This window comes from Bacillus fungorum, assembly GCF_002746455.1.
Lineage (GTDB): Bacteria > Bacillota > Bacilli > Bacillales > Bacillaceae_G > Bacillus_A > Bacillus_A fungorum.
Window position 1 is genome coordinate 131,106 of sequence record NZ_NWUW01000002.1, and the last position, 15,253, is coordinate 146,358.

Here is a 15,253-nt window from a genome sequence, read left to right on the forward strand (position 1 = left end):
GTTTAACTGGCTTTTTTTGTTATGTAAAAAATATGATTTACATATATTTTTATGTCAGCATAGGTATAGTTTTCATTATAACGCTCAAATTAACAAAGATAAGAAGAAAAATGTTTTTATATAGTTAATGGGAGGGTTTATATGAAAGCTCGTATATTGGCATACATATGTATATTCTTTTTATATATCAGTGTAGGCTCTTATTCCGTTTTTGCACAGGATAACTTGTACGAAGAAATTCAAAAACATGCAAAACAATATGAGATTGCACCTCAAAATGCGATGATTGATAAGATATGGAAAGCAACACCAGGATATAATGGAAGACAAGTTGATATTGAAGCATCCTATAACAATATGAAGAAACTAAAGAAATTTGATCAAAAACATCTTGAATTCAAGGAAGTATCACCGAATGTCCACTTAGAAGATTTATCACCAGCACCAATTTATAGGGGACATCCAAATAAAAAGATGGTGGGATTAACAATAAATGTGGCATGGGGAAACGAGTATTTGCCTCGTATATTAGAGTTATTGAAAAAACATGATGTGAAGGCGACTTTCTTTTTGGAAGGACGTTGGGTGAAAGAAAATTTACGATTTGCAAAAATGATTGTCGATGCAAATCAAGAAGTCGGCAATCATTCTTACACACATCCGAATATGAAAACGCTATCGTCTGATGAAATAAGAGATCAGTTGCAAAAAACAAATCGAATGATCGAAGCAGCTACGAATCAAAAGGTGAGATGGTTTGCCCCGCCGAGTGGAAGTTTTCGAGATGAAGTCGTGAAAATTGCAGACGATTTTCAAATGGGAACGATTATGTGGACTGTCGATACAATTGATTGGAAGCGACCTGAGCCAGATGTACTATTGCAGAGAGTAATGAGAAAAATACATCCAGGTGCTATCGTGTTAATGCATCCTACTTCGTCAACAGCAGAAGCATTAGATACAATGATTACAAAATTGAAGGAACAAGGATATAAAGTAGGGAATATAACAGAATTACTGGATGAAAAACGAGTGGATTAAATACATTTGCATGACATTCATCCTTAAACTTGTTATCATTAAATAATAGCACTTATTTAGAGAAACTGGCAGTAGGAGGAAAGTTTTTGATTAAAAAATATACTTGTAAAAATGGTGTAAGAATAGTTATGGAGAATATACCAACTGTAAGATCGGTTGCGATTGGTATTTGGATCCATGCAGGATCAAGAAATGAAAATGAAAAAAATAACGGGATTTCTCACTTTTTAGAACATATGTTCTTTAAGGGTACGGAAACACGTAGTGCACGCGAAATTGCAGAATCATTTGATAGCATTGGTGGGCAAGTGAATGCTTTTACTTCCAAAGAATACACTTGTTACTATGCAAAAGTGCTAGATGAGCATGCTAAATATGCTTTAGATGTATTAGCAGATATGTTCTTTAATTCAACATTTGATGAGGAAGAATTGAAAAAAGAAAAGAATGTCGTATGTGAAGAAATTAAAATGTACGAAGATGCTCCAGATGATATTGTGCATGATATGTTAACGAAAGCAACATATGAAACGCATCCGCTTGGATATCCTATTTTAGGAACAGAAGAAACACTTGATACGTTTACAGGTGATACGCTACGCCAATATATAAAGGATCATTACACACCTGAAAATGTAGTTGTTTCAGTTGCAGGAAATATTGATGAAGCCTTTTTACAAACGGTAGAGCAATATTTCGGTAGTTATGAAGGAACAGCAAACCGTGAACAAGTACATAGCCCAATTTTCCATTTTAATAAGGTAGCACGTAAAAAGGAAACAGAACAAGCTCATTTATGTTTAGGATATAAAGGCTTACAAATGGGACACGAAGATATTTATAACTTAATCGTATTAAATAACGTTTTAGGCGGTAGTATGAGTAGCCGTTTATTCCAAGAAGTACGTGAGCAACGCGGGTTAGCTTACTCAGTATTTTCTTACCATTCTTCTTATGAAGATACAGGTATGTTAACACTGTATGGTGGAACAGGTAGCCAACAATTAGATACACTGTATGAAACAATGCAAGAAACGTTAGAAACATTGAAAAATACAGGTATTACAGAAAAAGAGCTCATGAATAGTAAAGAGCAATTAAAAGGAAACTTAATGTTAAGTTTAGAAAGTACGAATAGCCGTATGAGTCGCAATGGTAAAAATGAATTGCTACTTCGTAAGCATCGTTCACTTGATGAAATTATTGAAAGTGTAAACACTGTAACAAAAGAAAATGTAGATGCGCTAATTCGTAACATGTTTACAGATGAATTCTCTGCAGCATTAATTAGTCCAGATGGAAAACTTCCAAAAGGAATAAAACTATAATTGCTTTATATGAAGTATGTAAAAATAACCGTATCTCTTTTAAATGAGATACGGTTATTTTTTTGGATATACAGAATAGATACTAATTATGGATAACTTAAATTAATAATTCGGTAGGGGGAGAGTGTATGCGATTAAGTGAATTAAGTGGTAAAGAGATAGTAAATTTAGAAAGAGCAGAAAAAATGGGGGTTTTAGGCTATGTGGATTTAGAGATTGATGAGAAGGATGGCCAAATACAGGCTCTTATCATACCTGCTGGGAAATGGGGAGGTTTTAAAAAGGAGCCACAAGAAGTAAGAGTCGGGTGGAGTCAAATTAAGAAAGTGGGGCATGATATGATCCTTTGTGATATTACGGATCGTTCAAATTCGAAGTGAAAGATGGCCATTGTGGTCATCTTTTTTTTTGTTCATCCCCTCTGAGTTTTAGCCCACATGAATCGAGCTTTTACTGGCAATTAAAATCCCGCATGATGTCCTCTCAAATGCAGAGTTTTGAGGTGGGGGTTTTACGGCATACAAAGAGCGGGATAAATCATACGTGCTTTTTGTTTTTCAATCACCTCAAACTCGTACATTACATATGATGTGGAGGAAAAAGAAAAAGTAGGCACTTTTCTTATAAATGACAGAAAAAGAAGGTGAATTAGGGAATGTTGACTGAGATGCATATTGCTGTCATAGGAGGAGATGCAAGACAGCTAGAAGTAATTCGCAAGCTAGTTGAATTGGATGCGAAACTTTCATTGATAGGGTTTGACCAGTTAGATCATGGCTTCACAGGGGCAGCAAAAGAAAGTATACAAAATTTAGATTTCACTACTGTAGATGCAATTATTTTGCCAGTTGCAGGTACAAACGCCAAGGGAGAAGTAGATACTATTTTTTCAAATGAAAAAGTTTCTATAACGAAAGAACAAATTGAAAATACACCAGAACATTTTACTATATATTCAGGTATTGGTACGCCTTACTTGGAAAATCTCGTATCTACTACAAGCCGCAAACTTATTAAATTATTTGATCGTGATGATGTGGCAATCTACAATTCTATTCCAACTGTAGAAGGTACATTAATGATGGTAATTCAACATACCGACTATACAATTCATGGTTCCAATGTAATGGTTTTAGGATTTGGTAGAACAGGGATGAGTGTTGCCAGAGCATTTCAATCATTAGGAGCCCATGTCAAAGTTGGAGCAAGACGATCAGAACATATTGCACGTATTACAGAAATGATGTTTTCTCCTTTTCATATGCAAGACATTGAGAAAGAAGTAGGAAATATCGATATTGTCATTAATACAATTCCGCATCTCGTTGTGACAGCGAACGTCATTTCAAAAATGCCGGCTCATACGTTAGTAATTGATTTAGCTTCTAAACCAGGCGGTACCGACTTTAGATATGCGGAAAAAAGAGGAGTTAAAGCGCTGTTAGCACCTGGATTACCAGGTATTGTGGCTCCGAAAACAGCAGGGCAAATTTTAGCGAACGTTCTTTCTCAGTTACTAGCAGAAGATGTAATAGCAAGAAAGGAGAATGAGGAATGAATTTAAAAGGGAAAAGAATAGGATTTGGCTTTACTGGTTCACATTGTACGTACGAAGAAGTAATGCCTCATTTAGAGAAATTAATTGCTGAGGGAGCAGAAGTACGTCCTGTTGTTTCTTACACTGTTCAATCAACAAATACGAGATTTGGAGAAGGAGCAGAGTGGATTAAAAAGATTGAAGAAGTAACAGGCTTTAAAGCGATTAATTCAATCGTTGGCGCAGAACCACTAGGACCTAAAATTCCACTAGATTGTATGGTAATTGCACCACTAACGGGAAATTCTATGAGTAAATTTGCAAATGCAATGACAGACTCTCCAGTATTAATGGCAGCAAAAGCGACGCTAAGAAATGGCAAGCCTGTCGTATTGGCTGTTTCGACGAATGATGCATTAGGGCTTAATGGAGTAAACCTCATGCGCCTAATGGCGACAAAAAACATCTATTTCGTCCCATTCGGTCAAGATGCACCAGAGAAAAAACCGAACTCGATGGTAGCTCGCATGGAGTTACTGGAAGATACAGTATTAGAAGCGCTGCAAGGAAAGCAATTGCAACCGGTTGTCGTAGAAAAATTCAGATATATGAATTAAAAAACGAAAAAAAACGGACAATTTTTGATGAAACCATCATTCTTACTGTAGAATATGATAAAATTAACGTTATTAAGATTAGAAGGGGTATTCTATACTCCTTCTGATTCTAAGTTATAGAAGGATTGGTATCTAGAAAGGGGCATAGTGATGGAAAAGCAAAAAACTTTTCATGTCGCTGTAGTTGGAGCAACCGGCGCAGTTGGTGAACAAATGTTAAATACTTTAGAGAAACGAGAATTTCCAATCGGGAAGTTAACGTTACTTTCATCTAAACGATCTGCAGGTAAGAAACTTGTATTTAAAGGCGAAGAATTTACAGTTCAAGAGGCAACTCCTGAAAGTTTTGAAGGAGTAGATATCGCACTATTTAGTGCTGGTGGATCTGTATCAAAACAATTAGCGCCAGAAGCAGCAAAGCGCGGTGCGATTGTTGTTGATAATACAAGTGCATTCCGTATGACAGAAAACGTGCCACTTGTTGTACCTGAAGTAAATGAAAACGACTTAAAAGAACATAATGGTATTATTGCAAATCCAAACTGTTCTACAATTCAAATGGTAGTAGCTCTTGAGCCAGTTCGTCAGCAATATGGTTTAAAACGAGTAATCGTTTCCACATATCAAGCTGTATCAGGTGCTGGTGCGGCAGCGATTGAAGAACTTCATGAACAATCACAAGCAATCTTAAATGGCGAAGAAGTGAAGGCGAATGTTTTACCTGTATCAGGTGATAAGAAACATTTCCAAATTGCTTTCAACGCGATTCCACAGATTGATAAGTTCCAAGATAATGGATTTACGTTTGAAGAAATGAAAATGATTAATGAAACGAAAAAAATTATGCATATGCCTGAATTAGAAGTAGCGGCAACATGTGTACGTTTACCAGTTGTATCAGGTCACTCTGAGTCTGTTTACATCGAAGTAGAAAAAGAAGGCGTAACAGTAGAAGAATTAAAGAGCTTACTTGCAAATGCGGAAGGTATTGTTCTGCAAGATAACCCAGAAGAGCAGTTATATCCAATGCCAGCTACTGCAGTAGGTAAAAACGAAGTATTCGTTGGAAGAATCCGTAAAGATTTAAATAACGATAAAGGATTTCATCTTTGGGTCGTATCTGATAACTTATTAAAAGGCGCTGCATGGAATTCTGTTCAAATTGCAGAGCGCTTAGTAAAATTACAATTAGTGTAAACGGCTAAGAGAAGGTGCAAAATATGAAAATTATTGTTCAAAAATTTGGTGGCACATCCGTACGTGATGAAAATGGACGTAAGCATGCGCTTCATCATATAAAAAAATCGCTAAATGCGGGTTATAAAGTAGTTACTGTCGTATCTGCTATGGGCCGCAAAGGTGAACCATATGCAACTGATACTTTGTTAAATCTTGTAAATCAAGAGGAATCACACATTTCTAATCGTGAGCAAGATTTATTACTATCATGCGGAGAATTAATCTCAGCAATCGTCTTCTCTAATATGTTAAATGAGAACGGTATAAAAGCGGCAGCGTTCAATGGTGCACAAGCTGGTTTTGTAACAAATGATGATTTTACAAATGCTAAGATTATTGAAATGAATTGCGATCGTATACATGAAGAGTTAGAAAATGTAGATGTAATCGTTGTTACAGGATTCCAAGGGCAAACGAAAAAAGGTGATACGACAACACTTGGACGCGGAGGTAGCGATACTTCAGCTTCAGCGTTAGGTGTTGCGCTTCATGCTGAATATATCGATATCTTCACAGATGTAGAAGGTGTTATGACTGCGGATCCTCGCATTGTAAAAGATGCACGTCATCTTCAAACGGTAACGTATAACGAAATTTGTAACATGGCATACCAAGGTGCAAAAGTCGTTCATCCACGTGCGGTTGAAATTGCGATGCATGCAAAAGTACCGCTTCGTGTACGTTCTACGTATTCTGATAGTGAAGGTACGCTTATTTCAGCATCTGACGGTGCTACAAAAGGCCGTGATGTAGAAGAACGTCCTGTTACAGGTATCGCACATGTATCAAATGTGACGCAAATTAAAGTGCTTGCAAAAGAAACAGCATATGATTTGCAGCAGCATGTGTTTAAAGAAATGGCGAATGAAGGAATAAGTGTCGATTTAATTAACATTTCACCTACTGGGGTAGCTTATACGGTAAGTGATAATGTATCAAGTCGTGCAGTTGAATTATTACAAAACCTTGGATATGAGCCAATTGTGACAGAACATTGTGCGAAAGTATCTATTGTAGGAGCTGGAATGGCAGGATACCCAGGGGTTACTGCAAAAATTGTTACAGCTTTAGCGGAAAAAGGTATTCAAATTCTGCAATCGGCAGATAGCCATACGACAATTTGGGTTCTTGTAAAAGAAACGGATTTAGTGGAAGCTGTAAATGCATTACATAGTGCGTTTGAGCTTTCAAAAGAAAAGCAACTGGAACAATAAGGAGTGAGACCATGATAGATTTTGGGACAATTGCAACCGCGATGGTAACACCGTTTGATATAAACGGAAATATCGATTTTGCAAAGACAACTAAATTGGTAAATTATTTAATAGATAACGGTACAACAGCAATCGTGGTAGGAGGAACGACAGGAGAATCTCCTACATTAACTTCAGAAGAAAAAGTAGCGTTATATCGCCATGTCGTATCTGTTGTCGATAAAAGGGTGCCCGTAATCGCTGGAACAGGTAGTAATAATACGCATGCTTCTATTGACTTAACTAAAAAGGCAACAGAAGTTGGTGTTGATGCAGTAATGCTAGTAGCACCGTATTATAACAAACCGAGTCAAGAAGGAATGTATCAGCACTTTAAAGCAATTGCTGAAAGCACGCTGCTTCCGGTTATGCTATATAACGTTCCAGGACGATCTATTGTACAAATCTCCGTTGATACAGTTGTTCGTTTATCAGAAATAGAAAACATTGTTGCGATTAAAGATGCAGGCGGCGATGTGTTAACAATGACAGAAATCATTGAAAAAACAGCGGACGACTTTGCAGTATACAGCGGTGATGATGGTTTAACGTTACCAGCTATGGCAGTTGGGGCAACAGGTATCGTTTCTGTAGCATCTCATGTTATCGGAAATGAAATGCAAGAAATGATTGCAGCATTCCAAGCAGGAGAATTTAAGAAGGCGCAAAAATTACATCAATTACTTGTAAGAGTAACGGATTCATTATTTATGGCGCCAAGCCCAACGCCAGTAAAAACAGCGTTACAAATGGTTGGATTAGATGTAGGTTCTGTACGTTTACCACTTCTTCCATTAACAGAAGAAGAAAGAGTAACGTTACAATCTGTTATGCAATCTATCCCTCGTTAATAAAAAATGACCTAGTGTAGAACTAGGTCATTTTTTTATGGTATGAAAATCTTTCCCCCTCTTTTCTCACCTATATGTGTTCTTATAAGATCATAGCTTCTTCATTATGTATTGCAACATGTATAAGAAAATAATCTACACCTTTAAAGGAATCCAAAAATCATAGTTATTATAGAATAAACATTTGTATAAACATAATGAACTACTGATTCTATTTTTCAGAGTAATTGTCTCGAATATGACGGAAATCATAAAAAAACTGTATTTTATAAGTGTTTTTGTTTGAATATGGAAAAATAAGTCTTGGAAATCCATATTATGAAAGTGATTTAGAGTATTTATAACGATTTCTTCAAAATGATGTGGAGTACAAAATCGGAGTAAATATAAAGGAAATCTGTTCGATATGTTTGTTGTAAATCCGTTCTTTTCCTTTTTCTTTCGCACGATTTAACTTGTGTTCTATTTCTTGTATCAGGTATAATATGGCTAAGTAGCTTAGTACGGGTATGCTTAGCAAAATTGGTAAAAATTATAATTTGATTACATTTTCATATCATATCGAATAAGATATTTGATTTATATAATGAAAGAGAGGTGAAACCTGGTTTAAAAAATAAACAAGGACATGATATCGCATAACGGTAAGGACATTCGTCTTGGACGGTGAATATATGGTGGTTGTAGAGTTTCCCCTGGTGTCTCTGCAATTTTAGTGAAATCAGTGTTTGAAAGATTTTTAAACCAGGCAACAACATGAAGAGAAAAGAGAATGAGTCTGTTAAAGTATTTGCTCTTGGTGGAGTAGGTGAAATCGGGAAAAACATGTACTGTGTTGAAATTGATTCTGAAATCTTTATTGTAGATGCAGGATTAATGTTCCCGGGAGATGAAATGTTTGGAATTGATATCGTTATTCCTGATATTACATATTTAGTGGAAAATCAAGAGCGAGTAAAAGGTTTATTTATTACTCACGGTCATGAAGATCATATTGGTGGTATTGTTTACGTACTTCGTAAATTATCTATTCCAGTGTATGCAACGAAATTAACAGTAGGGCTAATACAAGAAAAACTTGGCGAAGCGGGTATGTTAGGCCGTGTAGACTTAAAAACAATCGATTCAAATTCAACAGTAGAGTTTAATACTACAACGGTGTCATTCTTTGGAACGACACATAGTATTCCAGATTCTGTTGGTGTTTGTTTCCATACATCAAAAGGTGCTATCGTATATACGGGAGACTTTAAATTCGATCAAACTCCAATTGGAAATAATGGAGCGGACCTTGGGAAAATGGCGCAAATCGGAAATGAAGGCGTTCTATGCTTACTATCTGATAGTACAAATGCTGAGCGTCCAGGCTATACAGGTTCTGAAAAAGAAGTTGGTGTAGAAATTTCTAAAGTGTTCTACGGCGCAGAAGGACGTATTATTGTTGCTTCATTTGCATCGAATGTACATCGTATTCAACAAGTATTTGATGCAGCTGCTGAAACAGGACGAAAAGTAGCGGTTGTAGGACGTAGTATGGTGAAAGTAGTAGATATCGCAAGACGTCTTGGTTATTTAGATGTTCCAGAAGGTATGGTTATTTCACTACAAGAAGTAGACAATTTCCCAGAGAAAAAGGTAGCTATTTTAACGACAGGTAGCCAAGGTGAACCGATGGCAGCCCTTTCTAGAATGGCGAAGCAAGCACATAAACAAATTTCAATTCGTAAAGGTGATACGGTTATTATTGCGGCTTCTCCAATTCCGGGTAATGAAATATCTGTATCGAAAATTATTGACTTGTTATTTAGAGCTGGCGCTGAGGTTGTTTATTACGGCGAAAGAAAAGTTCACGTTTCAGGTCACGGTAGCCAAGAAGAATTAAAATTAATGTTAAATTTAATGAAACCGAAATATTTTGTACCCGTACATGGTGAGTTCCGTATGCAAAAAGCACATGCATATTTAGCTGAAGATGTAGGTATTGCAAGAGAAAATATCTTTATCGTAGAAAAAGGCGATGTAATTGCTTTTGGTGATGATGAAGCAAACTTAGTTGGCAAAGTGCAAGCTGGTAATGTGTTAATTGATGGACTAGGTGTAGGTGACGTTGGTAATATCGTTCTTCGAGATAGAAAAATGTTATCTCAAGATGGAATATTAGTAGTTGTTGTAACACTTGGTAAAGATGAAAAGAAAATTATCTCTGGTCCAGAAATCATTTCACGTGGATTTGTATATGTTCGTGAATCAGAAGCGTTAATCGACAGATCTACAGAGATTGTACGCATGATTGTTGAGCAATCGATTAAAGAATATTCAATTGAATGGTCTATGTTAAAACAAAATATTCGTGAATTATTAGGGCAGTTCTTGTACGAAGAGACCAAGAGAAAACCTATGATTTTACCGATTATTATGGAAGTATAAAAAAGATCACCTTTACGGGTGATCTTTTTTCTTTTTTCACTCTATCGAATGAAATTTATAACTTAAGAAATACTAGTTATATACGAGTGAAAGGGGATGCGATATGACAGAACGTGATCGTTATACAAATGAAGAGAAAGAGGCTGAACCGAAAGAAACCGGAAAAGAAGCTTCAATAGTAGAAAAAATTCAACAGCTTGGACAAACGAATGTACCACAAATGAATGAATCACGTATTCATTGTTTAACAATCATTGGACAGGTGGAAGGTCATGTTCAGTTGCCACCACAAAATAAAACAACAAAATATGAGCATATCATTCCGCAAATTGTTGCGATAGAACAAAATCCGAAAATTGAAGGTTTACTTTTAATATTAAACACGGTCGGAGGTGACGTGGAAGCTGGGCTAGCAATTTCTGAGATGGTAGCTTCGCTTTCAAAGCCAACGGTATCACTTGTTCTGGGCGGAGGACATTCTATCGGTGTGCCAATTGCTGTCTCTACGGATTATTCATTTATTGCAGAAACTGCGACGATGACAATTCATCCTATTCGTCTAACGGGTCTTGTTATAGGTGTGCCGCAAACATTTGAGTATTTAGATAAAATGCAAGAAAGAGTCATTCGATTTGTGACGAAGCATTCGAAAGTAACGGAAGATCGTTTTAAAGAGCTTATGTTTGCGAAAGGAAATTTAACGCGGGATATTGGTACGAATGTAATTGGTGGAGATGCAGTGAAGTATGGTCTTATAGATGATGTTGGTGGTATTGGAAATGCGATTCGGAAATTAAACGAATTAATAGATGCTCGCGGGAATGATAGTGCAGAAGGGACAATGCTACAATGATTTTATATACAATTATGCCAGAACAACTAGTGTATCCAGCCGATTATTCACAATGTGAAAGTCAAAAAGTTGTAAATATAAACGGTGTTGAATTAATGGTTTCTGAAGAAGAACGTGGGGAGTATTCCATTGTGCGTGTGTTAAGTACGGATCCGCTTCACTACTTAGAGTTTGAGCCTGGTCAGAAAATAACCTTTTAGCAAAAAGAAGGATTTTGTTTAGAAGCTATGGTATAATATAAAAAACAAGACGGTTGAGCAGCCATGAGAGGGCTGCTTTCTTCTGTTTATTTAACATTTTACAAGAAGTGTAAAAATAGAAGATATAAAGACCTGAAAAAATAGAGAAAACGGACATATAAGTAGAGTTTTTAGGGGGCTTTACTTATATGTAGAACACGAGGTGAAGAAATGGCAAAACAAAAGCAAAGAGGGACGAAGGCAAAGGCAAGACGTACGATAAAGCCAACTTTGTATTATGAAATCGTCGGTTTAACTCTTTTTGCACTTTCAATCATTACGATTTTACAGCTAGGCGTTGTAGGGAAATCGTTTGTGTTATTTTTTCGCTTCTTCTTTGGTGAGTGGTACATAATTGGTGTGTTAGGTGTAATAGCTTTATCCGTTTCGTTCGTTATAAAACGTGGATGGCCGAACCTTTTAAATAAACGGTTAATCGGTTTTTATTTAATAGTATTGGCGATATTAATGTTTAGTCATATTACATTATTTAACCTTCTTACAAAAGATGGAGCAGTGCAAAATACTTCTGTTATTGTGAGTACGAAAGATAACTTCTTTCTTGAAATGAAAAAAGGACCAGATAGTGTTCATTTAGGTGGTGGCATGTTTGGTGCTCTTATGTTTGCTACATGTTACTTCTTATTTGACGAAGTAGGAGCTTATATCATTGGTATTATTTTAGTTATTCTTGGTATACTTTGTATAACAAATAAGCATATTGGAGAAGTGTTAGCTCCGGTTGGTAGAATTCTTAGAAGTCAATTTCAAGTGATGCAAGGGGATTATAAAGATTGGAGAGCCAAAAGAACGGCTGAACAAACAGAAAAGAAAAAAACAACAAGAAGCACAAGGAGCAAACGTGCTGTAGAACAAGAAGAAATGATTGAGCCGATAGAAGAAATCTCAATTGATCCTCCGATTATTTCAAATTTTACTGAGAATTATCCTGTAAATGAAGAAGAGGATAAACGAATTGAAGTGGAGCAAGAAGAGTTAATCACTTCACCGTCTATCGAAGAGGCTCCACCAATTGAAGAGCCGAAGAAAAAGCGTGGAGAAAAAATCGTTGAATCGCTAGAGGGGGAAACACAAGCACCTCCTATGCAATTTTCAAATGTAGAAAATAAAGATTACAAGCTTCCTGCACTTGATATATTGAAGTTTCCAAAGAATAAGCAAGTTACAAATGAAAATGCGGAAATTTATGAGAATGCTCGTAAATTGGAACGTACATTCCAAAGCTTTGGAGTGAAAGCGAAAGTAACGAAAGTACATAGAGGTCCTGCAGTTACGAAGTATGAGGTGTATCCTGATATGGGAGTAAAGGTAAGCAAAATCGTCGGTTTAAGTGATGATTTAGCACTTGCTTTAGCTGCGAAAGACATTCGTATTGAAGCACCTATTCCCGGGAAATCAGCTGTAGGAATTGAAGTTCCGAACTCAGAAGTCTCTATGGTAACGCTTAGAGAAGTTCTTGATTCTAAAGCTAACAATCATCCGGAAGAGAAGTTGTTAATTGGTCTTGGACGAGATATTACAGGGGAAGCTGTATTAGCCCGTTTAAATAAAATGCCCCATTTACTAGTGGCAGGTGCGACAGGTAGCGGGAAGAGTGTATGTATTAACGGTATTATTGTTAGTATTTTAATGCGTGCAAAACCACATGAAGTAAAATTAATGATGATTGATCCGAAAATGGTAGAGTTAAATGTATATAACGGTGTGCCTCATTTGTTAACACCAGTTGTAACTGATCCGAAAAAGGCATCACAAGCATTGAAAAAAGTTGTGAGTGAGATGGAGCGTCGTTATGAGTTATTTGCTCATAGTGGCACGCGTAATATTGAAGGATATAATGGCTATATAAAAGAGCATAATAGTCAATCAGAAGCGAAACAACCGGAATTACCTTATATTGTAGTAATTGTGGATGAGTTAGCAGATTTAATGATGGTTGCTTCATCGGATGTAGAGGATGCGATTATGCGTCTAGCGCAAATGGCCCGTGCTGCTGGTATTCATTTAATTATTGCAACGCAGCGTCCATCAGTTGATGTTATTACAGGAGTTATTAAAGCGAATATTCCATCACGTATTGCATTCGCTGTATCTTCTCAAACGGATTCTCGTACAATTCTTGACGGCGGTGGTGCAGAGAAACTACTAGGTCGTGGAGATATGCTGTTTATACCAATTGGTGCATCGAAGCCTGTACGTGTACAAGGTGCATTTTTATCAGATGATGAAGTTGAGAGAGTTGTAGAATATGTTATTGGCCAGCAAAAAGCGCAATATCAAGAAGATATGATTCCACAAGACGTTCCTGATACGAAGCAGGAAGTAGAAGATGAATTATATGATGAAGCAGTTCAGCTCGTAGTGGAAATGCAAACAGCATCTGTTTCTATGTTGCAACGTAGGTTTAGAGTTGGTTATACGCGAGCTGCCCGTTTAATTGATGCAATGGAAATGAATGGTGTAGTAGGTCCGTATGAAGGTAGTAAACCGCGAGAAGTGCTCATTAATGATGTCCAAGAAAAAAGTTCATAAAAAAAGCCTAATTGTTTTTACAATTAGGCTTTTTTATATGTTGGTTTTGTTATATACTATATTCAGCAATAAAGAAAGGGCTTACATTTAAAACGATTCTTTAGAATACGAATACTTTGAGTTTGTTTTTTATAAACGTTCGATATTTAATGTAGAAAAATGTTAAATTTTGTTGACACGTATGGGAGCAAGTGGTAAGATTACTTCGAAAAGAATCACTGCCTCATATAATCTTGGAGATAAGGTCCATAAGTTTCTACCTGGCAACCATGAATTGCTGGACTATGAGGGGAAAAGTGTGTAACAAGGGATGTAAGAAATCTTTGTGCCGAACTTTTTCTCGAAATGAGGAATGTTTATGGTGCAAAGTTTTTTTTATGCAGTAAAGAGTGAAAATTTCATCTTAAAAAATTATTAATATTTATTCGACAATTATGGTTGTTTTTATTATTTAGCAATTTTATTATGTTGTAAGTTGAAAAAAGAGAAAAGAAGTCTTACATCAGAGGTCGAATAATTGAAATGCGGGGGAGTCTTATGTCAGTAAAATCGGATAGTCGTCACCTATATTTACGGGTGATTGATCACATCAAAGAAAAAATTAAAGATGGAGCTTACAAAGAAAGACAGAAGCTACCATCAGAGTTTGATTTAGCGAAAGAACTTGGTGTAAGTAGAGCGACTTTAAGGGAAGCACTGCGTATTTTAGAAGAAGAAAATGTTGTTATTCGTAGACATGGTGTAGGAACATTTGTAAATGCAAAGCCGTTATTTTCTTCTGGGATTGAACAACTTTCTAGTATTACAGATATGATTTCTAGTGTGGGGAAAACACCAGGAACTATCTTTTTATCATCATCTACAACTAGTTTAACAGAAGAGGAAAAAGAGAAGTTTAATAGTGAAGATGGTTTTAACGCAGTGATGATTGAGCGTGTGCGTACAGCAGATGGGGAACCTGTTGTGTATTGTATCGATAAACTTGCAAAAGAAATATTGCCGGATTTATCAGGATACAATGAGGAATCATTGCTAACAGTGATACATAATAACACGCATAAGCGCATAACATATGCGGTTGCTCATATTGAGCCAATTGGCTCACATCCGAAAATCTCACCGATTTTAGAATGTGAGCCAGAAACAGCACTGCTAGTATTAAAACAAATGCACTATGATCAAAATGATGAGCCAATCTTATATTCTATCAATTACTTTAGAGCTGATAAATTTAGCTTCCACGTATTAAGAAAACGCATGTAAATGAGTTCCTTTTTAGGGAGGTGACAGCAAGAAGTTAGGGACAGCAGCGTAT

Annotated in this window: 13 protein-coding genes and 1 riboswitch; all 13 genes read left to right on the forward strand. The window is 36.4% G+C overall.

Translation table 11 applies throughout. The features are described 5' to 3' along the window. Positions 1-141: 141 nt before the first annotated feature. Positions 142-1,041, forward strand: coding sequence for a polysaccharide deacetylase family protein (locus tag CO726_RS03435; protein WP_099683299.1), 900 nt, complete (start codon positions 142-144; stop codon positions 1,039-1,041). An 86-nt stretch (positions 1,042-1,127) separates the two neighbouring features. Further along, the gene (locus CO726_RS03440; RefSeq protein ID WP_099683300.1) at positions 1,128-2,369 is read left to right on the forward strand and encodes a M16 family metallopeptidase; all 1,242 of its coding nucleotides are present in this window, start codon (positions 1,128-1,130) and stop codon (positions 2,367-2,369) included. 128 nt (positions 2,370-2,497) lie between these two features. Further along, positions 2,498-2,749: a YlmC/YmxH family sporulation protein gene (locus tag CO726_RS03445; protein ID WP_098758294.1), complete on the forward strand. Its 252-nt coding sequence runs from the start codon at positions 2,498-2,500 to the stop codon at positions 2,747-2,749. 275 nt (positions 2,750-3,024) lie between these two features. Further along, positions 3,025-3,927: a dipicolinic acid synthetase subunit A gene (dpaA, locus tag CO726_RS03450; protein ID WP_099683301.1), complete on the forward strand. Its 903-nt coding sequence runs from the start codon at positions 3,025-3,027 to the stop codon at positions 3,925-3,927. Beyond that, positions 3,924-4,523 carry a dipicolinate synthase subunit B gene (gene dpaB / locus CO726_RS03455; RefSeq protein WP_001049480.1) on the forward strand — a complete coding sequence of 200 codons (600 nt, stop codon included), beginning with the start codon at positions 3,924-3,926 and terminating at the stop codon, positions 4,521-4,523. The genes dpaA and dpaB overlap by 4 nt, the downstream gene beginning before the upstream one ends. 150 nt (positions 4,524-4,673) lie before the next feature. Further along, positions 4,674-5,720 carry an aspartate-semialdehyde dehydrogenase gene (asd, locus tag CO726_RS03460; RefSeq protein WP_000414856.1) on the forward strand — a complete coding sequence of 349 codons (1,047 nt, stop codon included), beginning with the start codon at positions 4,674-4,676 and terminating at the stop codon, positions 5,718-5,720. Positions 5,721-5,743: 23 nt separating this feature from the next. Then, positions 5,744-6,976, forward strand: coding sequence for an aspartate kinase (gene dapG, locus CO726_RS03465; protein ID WP_099683302.1), 1,233 nt, complete (start codon positions 5,744-5,746; stop codon positions 6,974-6,976). Positions 6,977-6,987: 11 nt separating this feature from the next. Beyond that, on the forward strand, positions 6,988-7,866 hold the full coding sequence (gene dapA / locus CO726_RS03470; RefSeq protein WP_099683303.1) for a 4-hydroxy-tetrahydrodipicolinate synthase: 879 nt from the start codon (positions 6,988-6,990) through the stop codon (positions 7,864-7,866). A gap of 756 nt (positions 7,867-8,622) precedes the next feature. Continuing rightward, positions 8,623-10,293 carry a ribonuclease J gene (locus tag CO726_RS03480; RefSeq protein ID WP_063221064.1) on the forward strand — a complete coding sequence of 557 codons (1,671 nt, stop codon included), beginning with the start codon at positions 8,623-8,625 and terminating at the stop codon, positions 10,291-10,293. Positions 10,294-10,396: 103 nt separating this feature from the next. Further along, entirely contained in the window at positions 10,397-11,146 is a 750-nt protein-coding gene (gene tepA / locus CO726_RS03485) for a translocation-enhancing protein TepA (protein WP_048550058.1), read from the forward strand. Beyond that, positions 11,143-11,346, forward strand: a complete 204-nt coding sequence (locus CO726_RS03490; RefSeq protein WP_099683304.1) for a YlzJ-like family protein — start codon at positions 11,143-11,145, stop codon at positions 11,344-11,346. Before tepA ends, CO726_RS03490 begins: the two co-directional genes overlap by 4 nt. 210 nt (positions 11,347-11,556) lie before the next feature. Further along, positions 11,557-13,938, forward strand: coding sequence for a DNA translocase FtsK (locus CO726_RS03495; RefSeq protein WP_099683305.1), 2,382 nt, complete (start codon positions 11,557-11,559; stop codon positions 13,936-13,938). A 203-nt stretch (positions 13,939-14,141) separates the two neighbouring features. Further along, a riboswitch (purine riboswitch) is annotated at positions 14,142-14,243 on the forward strand. A gap of 232 nt (positions 14,244-14,475) precedes the next feature. Further along, positions 14,476-15,201 (forward strand): GntR family transcriptional regulator, encoded by a 726-nt coding sequence (locus CO726_RS03505; RefSeq protein ID WP_099683307.1) that lies wholly within the window; start codon positions 14,476-14,478, stop codon positions 15,199-15,201. Positions 15,202-15,253: the final 52 nt, after the last annotated feature.

What these genes read in the sequence shown, in the direction of transcription:
- CO726_RS03435 (WP_099683299.1), top strand. Translation starts at nt 142, where the DNA reads ATGAAAGCTCGTATATTGGCATACATATGTATATTCTTTTTATATATC.
- CO726_RS03445 (WP_098758294.1), top strand. Translation starts at nt 2,498, where the DNA reads ATGCGATTAAGTGAATTAAGTGGTAAAGAGATAGTAAATTTAGAAAGA.
- dpaA (WP_099683301.1), top strand. Translation starts at nt 3,025, where the DNA reads ATGTTGACTGAGATGCATATTGCTGTCATAGGAGGAGATGCAAGACAG.
- dpaB (WP_001049480.1), top strand. Translation starts at nt 3,924, where the DNA reads ATGAATTTAAAAGGGAAAAGAATAGGATTTGGCTTTACTGGTTCACAT.
- asd (WP_000414856.1), top strand. Translation starts at nt 4,674, where the DNA reads ATGGAAAAGCAAAAAACTTTTCATGTCGCTGTAGTTGGAGCAACCGGC.
- dapG (WP_099683302.1), top strand. Translation starts at nt 5,744, where the DNA reads ATGAAAATTATTGTTCAAAAATTTGGTGGCACATCCGTACGTGATGAA.
- dapA (WP_099683303.1), top strand. Translation starts at nt 6,988, where the DNA reads ATGATAGATTTTGGGACAATTGCAACCGCGATGGTAACACCGTTTGAT.
- CO726_RS03480 (WP_063221064.1), top strand. Translation starts at nt 8,623, where the DNA reads ATGAAGAGAAAAGAGAATGAGTCTGTTAAAGTATTTGCTCTTGGTGGA.
- tepA (WP_048550058.1), top strand. Translation starts at nt 10,397, where the DNA reads ATGACAGAACGTGATCGTTATACAAATGAAGAGAAAGAGGCTGAACCG.
- CO726_RS03490 (WP_099683304.1), top strand. Translation starts at nt 11,143, where the DNA reads ATGATTTTATATACAATTATGCCAGAACAACTAGTGTATCCAGCCGAT.
- CO726_RS03495 (WP_099683305.1), top strand. Translation starts at nt 11,557, where the DNA reads ATGGCAAAACAAAAGCAAAGAGGGACGAAGGCAAAGGCAAGACGTACG.
- CO726_RS03505 (WP_099683307.1), top strand. Translation starts at nt 14,476, where the DNA reads ATGTCAGTAAAATCGGATAGTCGTCACCTATATTTACGGGTGATTGAT.